Here is a 17,891-nt window from a genome sequence, read left to right on the forward strand (position 1 = left end):
TTTACTTTTAGTTAATAAGTCTTAGTGTTTAAACTAATTATCCTTTGTTGCTCATTGCAGAAAGCATACCTCCATAAACATTGTTCAACGAAGCAATGTTTGCGGTCATCGACTGCATTTGTTCTTTCAGTTTGTTAGCGTTATCAGCAATCTCTTTGTTTGCCTCAGCATTTCTAGACGCACTCTCCAATTGCACTTTGTACAAACTGTTCAGTGATTCCATCTGCGCCGCTGCCATAGAAAGCTCTTCACTGTATTTCTTAGTAGCAGCAATTCCATCTGCCGCAGGAGAAATACCTTTCGCCGCTGACTCAAAATTCTTGATACTATTACCCAAACTAGCCATCAACTCACCGTCAACTTTAGCTTCTTTCAACATCGCATCCAATTTCTGAGACAACATTCCCTGAGCATCTTTTGGCTCTTCTTTTTTCTTTTTGTCTTTAGGATCGCCACCTGCCAATTCAGGATACACCAATGACCAATCCAACTCATTATCAACTGGATCAAATGCAGACAAGCCAAAGATTAACGCCTCAGTAACCAGACCAATAATCAACAAAGGACCCGCTCCAGGATAATGCTGAATTTTGAAAAGTGCCCCTATGATTACAACCGCCGCTCCCATACCGTAAGCGAAATTCATTGCTTTTTTACTTAAAAGTGCCATAATAAATAATTTTTTTTGTTAATTAGAATAGTTTATAATAAAGTTGGTTAATTTAATTTTTTGGCGCATTACCTGTGGTCTGAACCCCCATGTAATCCTGTACAGTCCTGAATCCGATGTAGCTCCTTGCCGTGTCAGCGTATTCGAAATCACGTGTACTTACCTGTAGGTAATAAGAAACATCTTTCCACGATCCTCCACGAACCACTTTACGTTGGTTCTTCGTATCAGGCACGTTCGGGTTCATCGTAGAAACATACTCGTAAGCCCCCGGATCATAAGACGAATCAGTCCACTCAGAAACGTTACCAGCCATGTTATACAAATTGTAACCATTCGGGTCATATGACTTTGCTTCTACAGTATACAATGCACCGTCCGCTGCATAATCCCCTCTATTTGGTTTAAAGTTAGCGAGGAAACAACCCCTGTCGCTCTTCGCATAAGGACCTCCCCATGGGTAAGTAGCAGACTGAAGACCTCCTCTTGCAGCATACTCCCATTCAGCTTCAGTTGGAAGACGGAAAGAATTCACTAAATCCTGGTGTTTCTTCTTCGACTTTACGTAAGTATTTTTATTCAACGTTCTCCACGCGCAGAACGCTTTAGCCTGCTTCCAGGTAACGCCCACTACAGGATATTCGCTATATGCCTGATGCCAGAAATAATCATTATGCATAGGCTCATTGTATGAATATGCAAAGTCTTTAATCCACGCAGTAGTGTCCGGATAAATTCCAACCTGTTCTGTCTTGATAAATTCCTTTCTTTTGCCTTTTTTAGCCTTGGCAGCGGCCTGAATATCCATCCAGGAATAACGGAACTTCAACTTAGAAACATCAATTGTTCTTAAGCCGTTATATGACTCAGCAACAGGAATATACATCGAATCCATTACCTCAACGTAATACTCATCAGGATATTTAGCAGTACTGGTTTGCAATTTAACTTTCTTATTCAGTTTTCTACCCGCATACATGTCATCACCATCTCCAACACTATAGTAATTCTCATACATATACTTGTCATAAGGCGTCATCTTTGCAGGATCAGCATCGTTGAAAGCATAATCATTGATACTTCCTCCGGATTTACCTTTAGCTTTGGTAGGCGCAGAAGTACCTGCCTGAGCCCCCCCACCAACTTCATCCGCAAGGATAGCAAGGCGAACACGGATTGTCGAGTCTTTTACCCACTCCACAAACTGACGGTATTCACTATTGGTGATCTCGGTCTCATCCATATAGAATGAGCGAACGGTAACTGTCTTTGTAGGAGCATCACCTATGTTAGCCAAATCATCATCTGATTTACCCATGATAAAAGCGCCGCCTGGAACTAATGACATTCCATAAGGTTTCTCAGGATGCCATTTTTTTCCTTTCACACCAACGAGTTCCCCTTTATCGCTTGAACCACAGCTGAACAATAATGATGATAATGCTGCAAATGCAATGAACTTCTTCATATAAATTTGGGTTAAAATGTATTCATATTTTTAAGGGCGTAAACCTATCTATTATTTTTTTAAAAAACAATTTTTTTACTAACAAAAACTTAAAAATGTGTGAAATCAGCAGTAAATACAAAACTTTACGCATCAATGTAACTGATTTACAGCATATTCTTTCGCTGTGCTTTCCACCACCTTCCAGGCAACTCCTGGTTGCAGGCTTCTTCGTAATCTTTATAGGAACACGGTAATAACGTGTTTCTTTTTAATTTATTATTTCCGGTTGAAACATACGGAATTTCAATCCACCAACGGTCTGTTTTATTGCTTTTATAAAACACCAATTGATCATCATCAATCGGAACAGTGTACTTTAAATAATTCTCACGGCTACCAAAAGGATATTCATTCGAACGGTAATTAATTCCCTCTATAAAATACCAGATGATCTGGGCGATTAGCACCGATTCCTGCGCCGAGTTTCCGTGATTGAATATGCCAAATAAAGAAACTCGATCACTGATTCCCGCATAGCGCGCCAACGCACACACTTCTTTTCCATTGAAGCCGTTAGGCGTAAAAGTAACAAAATTACCTGAATCAGAAGACTTTACGGATGTTAAATCTAAACTCACAAGGTCTGCATCTCGAAAAACATGTTCCGAAATCGATATATTGGCACAAACTTCTCCGAGTCGGTAAGCATCAAAAAACAACTTTTCAATCAAATCAATTTCTTCCTGAGAATTGTAATAGGTCTGAAATCCAATATTGCTGTAATTAAACAGGTTTGTCGGCTCGTCCATGAGCATCTTCGTAAGGTACGAATCCGCACTGATTTCACCCTCATGCTTCCCAAAATCAAATCGGCTGTCAATCGACACCAGATTAACCATTTGTTCCAGATTATCATAAGCCCGGTAGAGTGCATACGTAAGATCTTGTGTGCCACCTATTATAATAGGTATGATTTTTCTCTTAATCAGGTTTGAAACTACTCCCTGAACAGCAAAGTAGGTGTCTGACAAGGAATTCCCCGGAGCGATGTCCCCTAAGTCCGCAACTGCAGCGTCCCAATTACCAGGGAAAAGCTCGTACAATTGCTTTCTGATACTGTCGAGATCAACTTCCTCATACCCGAGATGTTTACCTCTATTTTCCAATACCCCTACAACAGCAATCCTAACACTGCTCAGGTCAGGAAAGTCTGTCCCAGAATGCATCATCACTTTACTTCCAAAATGCTGCGAAGACAGCGCTTCCGTATACGAAATAATGTCAGCACTTACAGGCTTAAGAAAATCCAGTTCCATTTCTATTTCTTTTTAACAGCGGTTTTTTTAGCAGCAGTCTTTTTAGCAGGTGCTTTCTTTGCAGCCACCTTCTTGGCAGGTGATTTCTTTTCAATCATCTCCTGAACCTGTGCCAGAGTCAGCCCTGCGGCATCCACGTCCTTGTTGAGTTCAATTTTGATCTTGCCTTTGGTGATGACAGATCTCCCCCATCGGGCCTTTTCTACCAAAATGCCTTCTTCCGGCCAGCTATGGATGACTTTATCAATTTCCTTCTGCAGCTTGTCCTCGATGAGTTCGACGATATCTGACTGCGAAAGGTTATCGAAATTGTATTTTTTATTCACATTGATAAACATCCCGTTCCATTTGATAAACGGACCAAAACGTCCCACACCTTTCTGCACGGCTTCATTTTTGTAATGCGCAATCGGGGCATCCGCCTTCGACTTTTCGTCAATCAGCTCCTGCGCACGCTCCATAGCGACATCAAGCGGGTCTTCTCCTTTTGGAAGCGAAATGAACATCTTTCCAAACCGCACGTAAGGACCGAAGCGTCCATTATTCACTTCAACTTCTTCACCTTTATATATACCAAGATTCTTTGGCAGCAAAAATAAATTCAGGGCATCTTCCAAAGTGATGTTCCCAATATTCTGATCCGCCCTTAGGCTCGCAAACAATTTATCATCATCTTCGGGCTCCCCGATTTGTGCCATAGGCCCGAATTTCCCGAGCCTCACGCTTACCTGCCTGCCGGTTTTCGGGTCTTTCCCTAAAATACGTTCACCGCTTTCACGCTCCGCATTGGCTTCGACTTCCTTAACATTTGGATGAAAATGGCTATAGAATTCCTGCATCATTTTCGCCCAGTTCACATTGCCTTCCGCGATCTCATCAAAATCCTGTTCAACCTTTGCCGTAAAATTATAATCCAGGATGTTTTCAAAATTCTTGACGAGGAAGTCTGTGACGATTGTTCCAATATCCGTCGGTACCAATTTCCCTTTGTCAGAACCTGTATTTTCTTTAAGTTGTTTTTCCGCAATCTTCCCGGAAGCCAGAGTCATCTGCACATAATTGCGCTCCTGCCCTTCCAGATTGCCTTTTTCAACATAATTCCTATTGATGATTGTCGAAATGGTAGGCGCATAAGTCGACGGCCTTCCAATCCCAAGCTCTTCCAGTTTCTTTACCAAAGACGCTTCCGTATATCTTGCAGCCGGCCTGGTATACCTTTCGGTTGCAGTAATGTAATTGCCGAGCAATTTCTCATTGATCCGTAAAGCGGGCAGCATGCCTTCCTGTTCTTCCTCATCCTCATCATGGCCTTCGAGATACACCTTCAAAAACCCTTCGAACAACAGCACTTCACCGGTGGCGTTAAAATACTCGCCGTGATTACTCGCTTCAATTTTCACATTCGTCCGTTCCAGTTCCGCATCACTCATCTGCGAAGCTAAAGTCCGCTTCCAGATCAGCTCATACAGCCTTGCCTGGTCTCGATCAATATTTACCGTATGCCTTGACATGTCTGTCGGACGGATCGCTTCGTGGGCCTCCTGTGCACCTTTGCTCTTATTGGCAAAAGTCCGTGGTTTGGAAAACTGTTCTCCATACGAAGAAATGATTTCAGCTTTCGCGGCGCCCATTGCTTCCTGCGACAGGTTTACGCTGTCGGTTCTCATGTATGTAATCAATCCCGCCTCATATAAACGCTGTGCCAACTGCATCGTAATTCCAACCGGGAGATACAGTTTCCGTGCAGCTTCCTGCTGTAAAGTAGACGTCGTAAACGGTGCAGCAGGCGACTTGCGCGTCGGCTTGGTTTCCAAATCCGATACCTTATATATAGAACCAATATTTTTTTGCAGAAAATCCTCTGCTTCTTTCTTTGTGCTAAAATTCTTCGGAAGCCTTGCCTTGAATGACTTTCCGGCTTCATTTACGAATTCTGCCGTGACTGAAAAAGAGGCCGTCGCTTTAAAATCCTGAATTTCGCGTTCCCTTTCGACAATCAGCCTTACGGCCACCGATTGGACACGACCAGCTGACAGCCCGCCTTTTACCTTCCGCCACAACACCGGTGAAAGCTCATATCCTACGAGCCTGTCTAGTACCCTCCGTGCCTGTTGGGCATTTACGAGGTTGTAATCAATCTCCCTTGGATTATCAATCGCCTTTAGGATTGCCGATTTTGTAATCTCGTGAAAAACAATTCGTTTGGTCTTGTTTTTATCCAGTTTCAATTCCTCAGCAAGGTGCCACGAAATCGCCTCTCCCTCACGGTCCTCATCGGAAGCCAGCCAAACCATTTCTGCATTTTTTGAAAGCGTTTTCAGCTTGCTGACCAGTGCCTTTTTGTCTGGAGAGACTTCATACCTTGGCTTAAATCCATTCTCCACGTCCACACCAATCTCCTTCGACGGAAGGTCTGCAATATGCCCGTAACTGGATTCCACCTGAAAGTCCGGACCAAGGAATTTCTCAATTGTCTTAGCCTTTGCAGGCGACTCCACGATCACTAAATTCTTTGCCATAATCCTTTTTTTGTTGTTGGCAAAAGTATATGTTTTTTTTAAATTCCAATTTTTTTATTTTTTTCCGCTGATTTCGGCATTCTGGCTTTACCTTAATATTATCGTTTTGTGAGCTCTTTTCCGGCGACGGTCTCCACTCGAAAATCTTACGCAGGCCCTTCCCTATTTTCAGAAAACCCACCAGTGAAAGTCAAAACATATTTTAGGTGTTTGCAATTTCTTCCCGTTTATTTTGTAGTTTGGACTCTTTTACAAACAACAACAGATTTTCATGAAGGAGCAATTTCACGCATTGCGGAAACGTGCTATCATCATGCGGATTAAGAATGTCATAAATGCCTTGCCTTACATGAGAAAATATTTAAAAATCGCTTTCTTTATCCTTACAATGCTATTCATTTGCAGAAGTTTTTTTCTGCCTAAACATTATGATGAATTTTATATTTTTATGGCATATATTATATTGGCGGTTCCTTATGTCATATATGAATCTGTACAAAAGGCAAAAGATGAGCATTCCAAATCCCTTATTTTCAACCGCTGGGTGATGGTCGCGATTGTGATGTCTGTGATTTTGATTTTGATGTTTATCCTAATGGAGATTATTTATCCCCTGCCTTCTTAAACTCTTTTTGCGAAATGCCCCGGAAGTATTAAAAAAGAAATCACGACACTGTTATATATTCAAATAACCTTTGACATGACAAGACGAATATTGAAAATAGTACTTACACTGGTTGTGACCGCCTATTTGCTTATTACGGCGATTCCAATTGATACACACCTCAATAAATCTTATTTGCGATTTACGGTTTTGGGGGTAGTATTCGCGGCGGCTGTACTGGAATTAATTTACCTCAGAAAACAGGACAGGATAAACAAGACAAGGCTTTACAAAGAGAAGATGAATTTTTTAATACTGGTATTAATCTTATTTTCCCTGGTGTATACAGCAAAATACCTATTTACATAAAAAAAGCTAGCAGACAAAGTTTGAAAAGAAACTGTTTCCCAAAAAAAGAGAGGCCATTGCTTCTCTTTTTCTATTCGCACGGCACTGCTATTTAAATCCCAACACACCGACTCCAACAACCCCTCAAAACATTAACAAAATTTCCGAATCTATCGTAATGAAAATTCTAGCCGTTTCGTAGGGACCACAACCTCCCCTTCCCTGAAGGTAAAATACAACTTCCCCAAAACAAATTTTACGGAAAAGCCATACTTTTTCTAAAATTTTCCAAGGATCCGATGCTACAACCATAGTTAGGGTATTATCTAAAACACAACCACCAAAACCCCTTTCTTTTATTGAAATAAAGATCCATAAAAATGGCTGCTTTGGTCCAATTTTTAGGGCAACGCTAAAAGAAAACACCTACATCACTTTCTACCATAAAAAAAGAGAGGCGCCTGCCCCTCCTTTCCAATTAACCTAAACTACTTTACTCCGCAGTGCCAGACGCCTCTTCCGGACCGCCGGTAACCGTATTGTAAATAATATAATCGTTGTATTTGGCTTCACTGGCTTCCGCCCAGATGTCCTTCCCGGTATCGCTGTACTTGACCAGCAATGCATAAAGCGCATTGGCCAGGATGGCGCGCTGCTCTGTACTGCTGTCGCGATTATTCACAGCCTGGGTCTGCTGGTCAATGGCGGTATCAAACACAATCCGGGCATTATCAAGTGCCGTAATTTTCGCAGCAGTGATGCCCTCCCCTGCCAGGTTGGACAGGTATTTCGTTGCAGTGACCACCACCACTTTGGCATTTCGCACCAATTCGGCATCAGTTTGCCTGGTGAGGTCTGCGTTTCCAAATTCCCTATAACTTCCCGTATTGGTACCGAACACCGCCTTCGCCGCCAGCAAAAATGTGCGCATCTGTTTTTCAACGGCGGCACGGGCGGCATCTTTCGTAGCAGTGGCCGTAATCTTGAGGCCATTGATTTGTTCATCTGTAGGAAAATTGGAGAAATTGGTCAATGCGGTAACGATCTGCGTGCGCTTTGCCGGGGTAAAGCCACGGTCCGTAAACTCCACAGTATCGCGGTCAATCAACAGCAAAGTGCTGTCTGCAAGTTGTTTCAGGTACCCGTATGAAAAATTGAAATCGGGCACAATCATTTCTTTCTTTGGCATAATTTTAATTGTTTAAGGGTTAATAAAAATTTGTGATTCAAAATTATTAAAACCCAAAAATTAAAAGTTAAAACAATCATAATTAGCATAAATTTAGCTTTTTAATACAAAATATGTTAATGTTATTACAAAATTTACCTTATTAAAAACAACCGGCAACGTGGTCAAAAAGAATCTTACCTTATCCGGTAAAATCCGCCCCAATTTCTTAAAAAAATGTCCCCGACAGGCTTCCGGAGTGAAGCGATGGACGCCCGGAGTGAAGCAACGGACACCCGGAGTAAAGCAATGAACGCCCGGAGTGAAGCGATGGACGCTCGGAGTGAAGCAACAGATGCCCGGAGTGAAGCAACAGATGCCCGGAACAACGCAAGTGATAAACGGAGCGGCCTGACGTACATCAGGAGGAAAACCGCAAACACCCGGACCAATAAGCCGTTCCACGGGAGCAAAAAACGGTTTGCCCTAATCAGATCGGATCATCAAAGAAACCTGAAGCCAATTGATATTACCCATTTTTAAAAGATTTGTTAAACTCCGTCTGCCAACTTGTCATATTCGACAGAATTCCTGTATCTTTGAAGCCCTCAGAATTTAGAGGACACGCATCATTTATGGAAAAGGTCATTGAAGAAAGCAAACAGGGCGAAAGCCTCGTTTTAGGACATAAATCAGGAAACACCAAGAAACTTTTTATTGAGAGCTACGGCTGTGCAATGAATTTTTCCGACAGTGAAGTCGTCGCCTCCATCCTTTTGGAAAACGGCTTCAATACCACGCAAATTCTGGAAGAGGCCGACCTGGTTCTCGTGAATACCTGTTCCATCCGCGACAAAGCGGAACAAACCGTACGCAAACGCCTCGAGAAATACAATGCCGTCAAAAGACGCCAAAACCCGAAAATGAAAGTGGGTGTGCTCGGCTGTATGGCGGAAAGGCTCAAAAGCCAGTTCCTCGATGAGGAGAAGATTGTCGACCTCGTCGTCGGTCCGGATGCCTACAAGGATTTACCTAATTTATTGAAAGAAGTCGAAGCGGGCAACGACGCCATTAATGTCATTCTTTCAAAAGAGGAAACCTATGGCGATGTGTCACCGGTACGGCTCTTGTCTAACGGCATCACCGCTTTCGTATCGATTACGCGCGGCTGCGACAACATGTGCACCTTCTGCGTCGTTCCGTTCACCCGTGGTCGCGAACGGAGCCGGGAACCCCAGAGCATCATGGCGGAAATCGCCGACCTGTGGCAAAAGGGCTTCAAGGAAATAACGCTTCTGGGTCAAAACGTAGACAGCTATTTGTGGTACGGCGGCGGGCTGAAGAAGGATTTCGACAAAGCATCACCCATGCAACAGGCCACGGCAGTGTCTTTTGACCAACTGCTTTCCATGGTGGCCGAAGCATTCCCAAAAATGCGCATCCGTTTTTCTACGTCGAATCCGCAGGATATGCATGAAAGTGTTTTGCATGTGATCGCCAAATACCCGAACGTCTGCAAACACATCCACCTTCCCATACAGTCCGGAAGCGACCGGATATTGAAAGAAATGAACAGGCTGCACACGCGTGCCGAATACATCACCCTGATCGAAAACATCCGCAGGATCATTCCCGAATGCAGCATCACGCAGGACATGATCGCAGGCTTCCCGACCGAAACCGAACAGGACCACCAGGATACCTTAAGCCTGATGGAACACGTAAAATACGGATTTGGTTATATGTATGCTTATTCCGAAAGGCCCGGAACACTGGCCGGAAGAAAAATGGAAGACGATGTGCCGGAAGAAGTGAAACTGCGCCGACTGCAGGAAATCGTAGACCTCCAAAGGACCCATAGTGCCATCAGGACAAATGAGTTTGTTGGCAAAACAGTGGAAGTACTGATTGAAAAAGAATCAAAACGATCAGACAACGACTGGTCCGGACGAAATTCCCAAAGCATCATGGTGGTTTTCCCAAAAGAGAACTACAAAATGGGCGATTTCGTAAACGTAACCATCACCGATTGCACCAGCGGAACCCTGATTGGGAAAGCCGTTGGCCTGAGCGACATGAACTAAAAACCTAATGATGTAAGTTTTTGCAATTTAAGTGTAAGAATTCCTTTATCGGATTCTGCTACATTGCAAACAATAAAATAAAGAATATGGAATCCGTACAGGCCATAAAACAAAGATTTGAAATTATCGGGAATGACCCGAAACTAAACCGCGCCATTGAAAAGGCCATCCAGGTGGCTCCCACCGATATCACTGTATTGGTGATTGGGGAAAGCGGCGTCGGTAAAGAAAGCATTCCAAAGATCATCCATTCGCTGTCGCACCGGAAACATGGGAAATACATCGCCGTAAACTGCGGTGCTATTCCCGAAGGCACGATTGACAGTGAGCTCTTCGGACACGAAAAAGGATCGTTTACAGGCGCAACAGGTACCCGCGAAGGCTATTTCGAGGTGGCTAACGGCGGGACGATATTCCTGGATGAAGTAGGCGAACTGCCTCTAACCACGCAGGTCCGTTTGCTTCGGGTGCTGGAAAACGGGGAGTTTATCAAAGTCGGCTCCTCACAGGTACAGAAAACGAATGTCCGCATTGTAGCGGCCACAAACGTAAACCTGTTCGACGCGATCGAAAAGGGAAAATTCCGGGAAGACCTGTATTATAGGCTAAGTACCGTCGACATCATGCTGCCGGCGCTGCGCGAAAGAAAGGACGACATCCATTTGTTATTTCGGAAGTTTGCTTCAGACTTTGCGCACAAATACAAAATGCCGCCATTAAAACTGGATGACAGTGCGGTACAGTTGCTGCAGAAATTTCGCTGGAGCGGAAACATCCGGCAATTGCGAAATGTCGCCGAGCAGATTTCGGTATTGGAAACCAACCGCGACATCACCTTTAACACGCTGCAGTCGTACCTGCCAAGCGAAGGATCGAATCTTCCTTCGGTGATTAAGACCGGGAAAAGTGAAAGCGATTTCAGTACCGAAAGGGAAATCCTATACAAGGTATTGTTTGATATGAAAAGTGACCTGAACGACCTGAAAAAACTGACGCTGGAACTCATGAAAAACGGGAGCAGCAAAGTACAGGAAACAAACCCCAGCCTGATCCAGAAAATCTATGGCGACAATACCGATGAATCGGATTTTGACTTTGACGACCAGCCGGATAACGCGCGCGCATCAATGCTGCCAGCCATTTCAAACGCCAAGCAGGACCATTTTATCAATGACAGCCGCGACGATAAATACCTATTTGCAGAAACTGTTGAAGAGGAAGAGACGCTGAAACTCGAGCAAAAAGAAATCGAGATGATTAAAAAATCCTTAGAGAAAAACAAGGGAAAGCGAAAAGCAGCGGCCGACGAGCTGGGTATTTCCGAAAGAACCCTGTACCGAAAAATCAAACAGTTTGATTTATAGTTTCCCTTTACACTCAAAATCTTATCTTTGGATTTTATAAATAAAATGAAAAAATATCTCCTGATTTCATTCTTTAGCCTGCTTGCCTTTTGCCTAAACAGCTGTGGCGCCTATAATTTTACGGGTACCGCCCCCATCGCGGCAAAAACATTCCAGGTAAATTATTTCCAGAACAATGCGGATCTCGTACAACCTGGAATCGAGCGTACGTTTACGCAGCAATTGCAGGAGTTGATCCAAAACCAGACAAACCTAAACCTTACCAACACCGGTGGCGAACTTGTGTATGAAGGAGAAATAACCGATTACAGGATTACACCGATGCAGGCCACAGCAGACCAACGCGCGGCCCAAAACCGGCTGACGATCGTCATCAATGTGCGGTTTACCAACAAACTCAAAGAGGAGGATAATTTTGAAAAATCTTTTTCTTTTTTCCGCGATTATCCCGGATCTGACCAGCTTACCGGCGCCCAGCTTACCGAGACAGTGAATTTTATTTTCGACCGCATTACCCAGGATATTTTCAATGCGTCATTGGCAAAATGGTAAAACAATACAAATGAACGTATCCGACTATACCTATATATTAAACAAGCCCGATGCGGTAAGCGACCGGCAAACCATGGTATTGGAACGGATTGTTCACGAGTTTCCCTATTTTCAAAGCGCCCGTGCACTACACCTCAAAGGACTTTACAACCAGGACAGTTTCCGGTACAACCAACAATTAAAGGTAACCGCTGCCTACACCACTGACAGGAGTGTGCTTTTTGACTTCATCACTTCAGGAAACTTCAAGGCGCTGCAACAACAATTCTTCGACGAGAAAGAAGCGGCAATCAATGAAATCATGGTGAACGAAATGGAAGTCGTTCCCTACGCTGCTGTCCCTGAAATAAAAATCGACACACTCGAACAGTCTATACTCGATTCGATTAAAGAAGCTTCTCCGACGACCGGGGACGAAGAAAAGCCTTCGGAAGCGGAAGCTGTCGCACAAAAACTCGAAATCGGGAAGCCGCTGGAATTCTCCGGAGCTGAAAAACACTCGTTTGGAGAATGGCTGCAATTGGCGGCCTGTAAACCTATCGAGCGTGAAAACCAACCTGCTGAAACCGGACTCGAAGAAGAGAAAAAGAAAAAAATTGAAATCATTGACCGGTTTATCGAAGCCAATCCAAAAATATCTCCTGTAAAGGATCATGTCCCCACTCCGGCGGTATCGACATTTGAAAACAGCGACACCAGCGCTTTGATGACAGAAACTTTAGCGAAAGTATACCTCGAACAAAGAAAATATAGTAAAGCCATTCAGGCATATGAAATTTTAATTTTGAAATATCCGGAAAAAAGTAGTTTATTTGCAGACCGAATTTCGGACATCAGAATTTTACAACAGAATAACAATTAAATACAGAAAATATGTTTATAGTTTTTTTAGCATTGATCGCGATAGTTTGCTTTCTTTTGATCATTGTGATTATGGTTCAAAATCCTAAAGGCGGCGGTCTTTCTTCTTCATTGGGTGGGTCACAGCAATTGGGCGGCGTACAGAAAACCACTGATTTTCTTGACAAAAGTACCTGGACATTGGCTACCGTACTGATTTTACTGATCCTTTTCTCAGGAATGAACTTCAGCGATGATGCGCCTGCAGTTGCCCCTATCGAAGCGGCAAAACCGGCGGGACCTGCTGCAACGCCAGCGAAGCCTGACGCTACTCCAGCCAAACCTGCGGATGCAACGACTACACCAGGAAAAACAGTTTCAGTTCCTGTAGAGGCGCCTGCAACCACAAAAAAGTAATTTATCACATACTGATATCAAATGCCAGCGTCACTGCTGGCATTTTTTTTGCTGAAATTTTGTCAGAAGGATCAATCTGGCATGATTTATGAAAAAGGCTGCACAACAAAAATTATCTAAAAATTTAAAATATTATGGCTTTAAACATCAAACCTCTTTCGGACCGTGTCCTAATTGAGCCCGTAGCTGCGGAAACCCAGACTGCGTCTGGCATCTTCATCCCGGACACCGCAAAAGAAAAACCACAAAAAGGCACCGTGGTGGCTGTAGGAAACGGCACTTTGGAGCATGCAATGACCGTAAAGGTAGGCGATACCGTACTTTATGGTAAGTATGCAGGAACAGAATTGAAATTCGAAGGCAAAGATTACCTGATCATGCGCGAAGACGACATTTTGGCAATCATTTAATTAAAAAAGTAAACAAAAAATACCATGGCAAAAGATATAAAATTTGATATTGAAGCACGCGACGGATTAAAACGTGGCGTTGACGCATTGGCTAACGCAGTGAAAGTAACATTAGGACCGAAAGGCCGAAATGTGATTATTGGCAAATCATTTGGCGCGCCGAATGTTACCAAAGACGGTGTTACTGTTGCAAAAGAAATCGAATTGAAAGACCCACTTGAAAATATGGGCGCACAGATGGTGAAAGAGGTGGCTTCGAAAACCAATGACCTTGCCGGTGACGGTACTACCACCGCTACAGTTCTTGCACAGGCGATCGTGAAAGAAGGCCTCAAAAATGTCGCTGCGGGTGCAAATCCAATGGATTTGAAAAGAGGGATTGACAAAGCCGTAGAAGCCATCGTTGCAGATCTTGCAAAGCAGGCAAAAGTGGTGGGCAGCGATTCAGAAAAAATCAAACAAATTGCATCAATCTCTGCGAACAATGACGAAGTTATCGGCGAATTGATCGCAACAGCATTTGCTAAAGTAGGCAAGGAAGGCGTAATCACCGTTGAAGAAGCAAAAGGAACCGATACTTATGTTGATGTAGTTGAAGGGATGCAGTTTGACAGAGGATATCTTTCTCCTTATTTCGTGACCAACCCTGAAAAAATGGAAGCGGAACTCGAAAATCCTTACATCCTTTTGTATGATAAAAAAGTATCCTCACTAAAAGAACTGCTTCCGGTTCTTGAACCAGTGGCGCAATCAGGGAAACCGTTGTTGATCATTGCCGAAGACGTTGATGGAGAGGCTTTGTCCACTTTGGTGGTAAACAAACTTCGCGGAGCGTTAAAAATTGCAGCAGTTAAAGCACCAGGTTTTGGAGATAGAAGAAAAGCGATGCTTGATGATATCGCAATCCTGACCGGCGGTACCGTAATTTCAGAGGAAAAAGGCTACACACTGGAAGGTGCAACGCTTGATATGTTGGGAACTGCAAAAAGAGTAAGCATTGACAAAGACAACACCACAATAGTGAGTGGCGCTGGAGATGCTGAATTGATTAAAAATCGTGTCAATCAAATCAAAATCCAGATGGAGACGACTACATCGGATTATGATCGCGAAAAACTACAGGAACGTCTGGCAAAATTAGCCGGCGGCGTAGCAGTCCTATACGTTGGGGCGGCCTCTGAAGTGGAAATGAAAGAGAAAAAAGACCGTGTTGATGATGCTTTACATGCGACGCGTGCTGCGGTTGAGGAAGGCATTGTTGCAGGGGGTGGCGTTGCATTATTGCGCGCAAAAGCATCCTTAAAAAATGTAACTGCTGACAACGCTGACGAAGCTACAGGAATCCAGATCATCTCGCGTGCCATAGAATCGCCTTTGCGTACCATCGTAGAAAATGCCGGTCTTGAAGGATCTGTAGTGGTTGCGAAAGTTGCAGAAGGCAAAGATGACTATGGCTATAATGCAAAAACCGACGAATACGTTGACATGCTGAAAGCGGGAATCATTGACCCGAAAAAAGTGACCCGTGTGGCTCTTGAAAATGCAGCATCGGTGGCCGGAATGATCCTTACCACGGAATGTGCCCTGGTGGATATTAAAGAAGAGAATGCCGGAGGCGGAATGCCAATGGGAGGCGGAATGCCCGGAATGATGTAAAAATAGTTTCTATTTGAAAATTAAAAGGAGTACTTTATCGTACTCCTTTTTTTATTTTTACAATTTGACACGAAATTCATAAAATCTTCTAATTTTATGTCGCTAAATATAATCAACTACAATCCATATGAAAAAAACTATCCGCCTTTGCTTTTTGACCACTTTGTTTTTATCTGCTTTCATCTACGCCCAGAATGATCCTGTAAAAGAAAAACTGGTGGGTTACATCCAGGATTATTTTTCCCTTGATAGGGAAATAATTCACGTGCAGCTTGACAAAAATATCTTTTTCTCCAACGAGCAAATTTGGTTTAAAGGATATGTACTTCAACGGAAGACCAAAAAACTTTTCGCCTCAACTACAAATGTATTTGCCATTCTACTCGACGCGGACGGAAATAAAGTTTCCGAACAACTTGTCTTTGCAAACAGCGGCTCGTTTTCGGGAACCATAAAACTGACTGAAAAATGTCCTTCGGGAGATTACTACCTTCAGTTTTACACCAATTGGATGAATAATTTCAGTGAAGACGAATCATCAATATACCGACTGGCGATAATTAATTCTGAAAAGCCATTTTTACCTTCGCAAAAACCTGACTATTCCCGAATTAACGTAAACGTTTATCCTGAAGGTGGAAACAACATTATTTTCGGTGTAAGAAACACGGTCGGCATACAAATATCGGACTGCAAAGACAGGCCAATTCCAGTAACAGAAGGAGAAATTATCGATGAAAAAGGTACCGCAGTTACAAAAGTATTCCTAAATAAATTTGGATATGGCAAGTTTGACTTCCTTCCCAACGCGGGTCTTTACAAAGCTGTCTTTAATATAAATGGAAACCTTGTCGAAACGCCGTTGCCTTATGCCAGTAGCACTGGTATAGCCCTTGAAGTAAATAATCATGCCTTTGCAGACAGAACGCTAATCCTGTTGAGAGCAAATAAAGAATATGTCCGTTCGCTTAAAAACAAAACGTTTTTTGTGTTGGTCCATCAGGATCAGAAGTCCACGATCTACGAGATCAGTTTGTCCGACAATACGGATGAACAGAAAATTATAATTTCAAAGGCTGATTTTGCAGATGGAATAAATACAATCAGGGTTATTGATGCGGATTTAAACGAAGTCTGTCAACGGCTGATTTTTAAAAAGCCTACGCAACAATCTTCCCTGGAAATCAGCCCATCAGTGAAGGCGATTAATACCTTTACAGTTCAGACGGAAGATCCAAAGACCAATCTGAGCATTTCGGTACTTCCCGACCAATCTATTGCTGACCATGGTAGTGATGACATATTCGGATCAGCATATTTAAACCCTTATCTATCCACCAAAATTCCGGGTGCGAGGTACTATTTTGAAGCCTCTTCAAAAGCTAAAGATTTCGAATTGGATCTTTTGCTGCTCAATCAGAAACAACCTAAATACCGTTGGACCGATATTGTATCGAAAAAACCAAAAGAAGTCTCCGAGTTCGATTATGGACTAACCGTAAAAGGATCACTGAACCAAAAATTAGCCGACCCTGAAAAATACCGGATTAAACTGTATTCTGTGTTTGCGGGTATCGACGAATATGCGAAAATTAATGAGAAAAATGAATTCTACTTTAAGAATCTCGTGGTGCGTGACTCATCCCATGTATCCATTTCTCTCATTAAAATTCCCGAAATCACCAAACCACTACCGCTTAAAATGAATGCAAAAGTGATCAATGCGAAAAGAAGTTACCGCTTTTTGTTCCACCCTGAAGCATCCCAATGCATCGCTCAATTTGAGCCCGTAGCATCCGATTTACCAACATCCACAGACAAAAAGGAGATACAACTTGACGAAGTGAAAGTTGAATACAAGTACAAACTAACGAGGCAAATGAATTACGGTAACGCGTTACTAAAAGGCTATAAAGTGGTTCCTGAAAACAACGGACTAGACGTGCTGAATTTTATCCGGAATCACGGATTTGATGTAGAAAAAAACAAAGGAAAGGTGGCTGTATATGGGCGTTCCCGAACAACAATCAATGGACAAAGAAACCAACCGGTAGTGTTTATTGACGCATTTAGACTGATGTCATTTGATGAACTCGACGGCATGAGAATGGACGACATTGATGAGATTTACCTGGACGCACATGCTATTGTTCCCTCGGTCACCAACAATATCGGAGTCATAAAAATCTATCGGAAAAAAGCAAGTCAGTATGCAACTAAAGAAGCGACATCAAATGCTGTAGACTTTACTATGGAGGGATATGAAATGATCCGTCCTTTTTCTAACGCGGCATATTTAAACAAAAGCGGAAAAGGCTTCGAAGATTTCGGTTTAATTCATTGGATTCCGAACCTGCTTACGGACGAATCAGGAGCATCCACTTTCCAAATACCCCCGTTGGCACAGCAAACCGTAAAGTTGTTAATTGAAGGCATTTCAGCGGATGGCAACTTGATTTCAGAAATTAAGATAATTCCCAGAAAATAACAAAA

The 17,891-nt window shown here is 43.0% G+C and carries 16 protein-coding genes; 11 read left to right on the plus strand and 5 right to left on the minus strand.

Annotation, left to right across the window (positions count from 1 at the left end; all coding sequences use genetic code 11):
• Window positions 1-37: 37 nt before the first annotated feature.
• The 4 genes from gldL to topA form a co-directional block, all read right to left on the minus strand.
• The gene (gene gldL / locus CFE23_RS09055; RefSeq protein WP_291086941.1) at window positions 38-670 is read right to left on the minus strand and encodes a gliding motility protein GldL; all 633 of its coding nucleotides are present in this window, start codon (window positions 668-670) and stop codon (window positions 38-40) included.
• A gap of 52 nt (window positions 671-722) precedes the next feature.
• Window positions 723-2,138 (minus strand): gliding motility lipoprotein GldK, encoded by a 1,416-nt coding sequence (gldK, locus tag CFE23_RS09060; protein ID WP_291086943.1) that lies wholly within the window; start codon window positions 2,136-2,138, stop codon window positions 723-725.
• Between the two features lie 146 nt (window positions 2,139-2,284).
• On the minus strand, window positions 2,285-3,436 hold the full coding sequence (locus CFE23_RS09065; RefSeq protein ID WP_291086946.1) for a formimidoylglutamase: 1,152 nt from the start codon (window positions 3,434-3,436) through the stop codon (window positions 2,285-2,287).
• Window positions 3,437-3,438: 2 nt separating this feature from the next.
• Window positions 3,439-5,955: a type I DNA topoisomerase gene (gene topA / locus CFE23_RS09070; protein ID WP_291086948.1), complete on the minus strand. Its 2,517-nt coding sequence runs from the start codon at window positions 5,953-5,955 to the stop codon at window positions 3,439-3,441.
• Window positions 5,956-6,403: 448 nt separating this feature from the next.
• Here topA and CFE23_RS09075 point away from each other — a divergent pair, with 448 nt between their 5' ends.
• Both CFE23_RS09075 and CFE23_RS09080 read left to right on the plus strand, forming a co-directional pair.
• A complete protein-coding gene (locus CFE23_RS09075; RefSeq protein WP_291086950.1) occupies window positions 6,404-6,580 on the plus strand; it encodes a hypothetical protein in 177 nt (58 codons plus the stop codon).
• Window positions 6,581-6,655: 75 nt separating this feature from the next.
• Window positions 6,656-6,928, plus strand: coding sequence for a hypothetical protein (locus CFE23_RS09080; protein ID WP_291086952.1), 273 nt, complete (start codon window positions 6,656-6,658; stop codon window positions 6,926-6,928).
• Window positions 6,929-7,400: 472 nt separating this feature from the next.
• On the opposite strand, the gene CFE23_RS09085 is transcribed toward CFE23_RS09080, so the two are convergent.
• Window positions 7,401-8,096, minus strand: a complete 696-nt coding sequence (locus CFE23_RS09085; protein ID WP_291086954.1) for a hypothetical protein — start codon at window positions 8,094-8,096, stop codon at window positions 7,401-7,403.
• A gap of 216 nt (window positions 8,097-8,312) precedes the next feature.
• On the opposite strand from CFE23_RS09085, the gene CFE23_RS09090 reads away from it, so the two are divergent.
• The 9 genes from CFE23_RS09090 (at window position 8,313) to CFE23_RS09130 (ending at window position 17,886) form a co-directional block, all read left to right on the plus strand.
• A complete protein-coding gene (locus CFE23_RS09090; protein WP_291086956.1) occupies window positions 8,313-8,618 on the plus strand; it encodes a hypothetical protein in 306 nt (101 codons plus the stop codon).
• A 92-nt stretch (window positions 8,619-8,710) separates the two neighbouring features.
• Window positions 8,711-10,159 carry a tRNA (N6-isopentenyl adenosine(37)-C2)-methylthiotransferase MiaB gene (miaB, locus tag CFE23_RS09095; RefSeq protein WP_291086958.1) on the plus strand — a complete coding sequence of 483 codons (1,449 nt, stop codon included), beginning with the start codon at window positions 8,711-8,713 and terminating at the stop codon, window positions 10,157-10,159.
• Between the two features lie 86 nt (window positions 10,160-10,245).
• Window positions 10,246-11,523: a sigma 54-interacting transcriptional regulator gene (locus CFE23_RS09100; protein WP_291086960.1), complete on the plus strand. Its 1,278-nt coding sequence runs from the start codon at window positions 10,246-10,248 to the stop codon at window positions 11,521-11,523.
• Window positions 11,524-11,568: 45 nt separating this feature from the next.
• Window positions 11,569-12,075, plus strand: a complete 507-nt coding sequence (locus CFE23_RS09105; RefSeq protein ID WP_291086962.1) for an LptE family protein — start codon at window positions 11,569-11,571, stop codon at window positions 12,073-12,075.
• 10 nt (window positions 12,076-12,085) lie between these two features.
• On the plus strand, window positions 12,086-12,937 hold the full coding sequence (locus tag CFE23_RS09110; RefSeq protein ID WP_291086964.1) for a tetratricopeptide repeat protein: 852 nt from the start codon (window positions 12,086-12,088) through the stop codon (window positions 12,935-12,937).
• An 11-nt stretch (window positions 12,938-12,948) separates the two neighbouring features.
• Window positions 12,949-13,332, plus strand: a complete 384-nt coding sequence (gene secG, locus CFE23_RS09115; protein WP_291086967.1) for a preprotein translocase subunit SecG — start codon at window positions 12,949-12,951, stop codon at window positions 13,330-13,332.
• Between the two features lie 134 nt (window positions 13,333-13,466).
• Complete coding sequence (locus CFE23_RS09120; RefSeq protein WP_108369400.1) at window positions 13,467-13,742, plus strand: co-chaperone GroES; 276 nt, start codon at window positions 13,467-13,469, stop codon at window positions 13,740-13,742.
• Between the two features lie 24 nt (window positions 13,743-13,766).
• Complete coding sequence (gene groL, locus CFE23_RS09125) at window positions 13,767-15,398, plus strand: chaperonin GroEL (protein WP_291086969.1); 1,632 nt, start codon at window positions 13,767-13,769, stop codon at window positions 15,396-15,398.
• A 127-nt stretch (window positions 15,399-15,525) separates the two neighbouring features.
• On the plus strand, window positions 15,526-17,886 hold the full coding sequence (locus tag CFE23_RS09130) for a hypothetical protein (RefSeq protein ID WP_291086971.1): 2,361 nt from the start codon (window positions 15,526-15,528) through the stop codon (window positions 17,884-17,886).
• Window positions 17,887-17,891: the final 5 nt, after the last annotated feature.

Origin of the sequence: Flavobacterium sp. BFFFF1 (genome assembly GCF_002256285.1) — a bacterium.
Taxonomy (GTDB): Bacteria; Bacteroidota; Bacteroidia; order Flavobacteriales; family Flavobacteriaceae; genus Flavobacterium.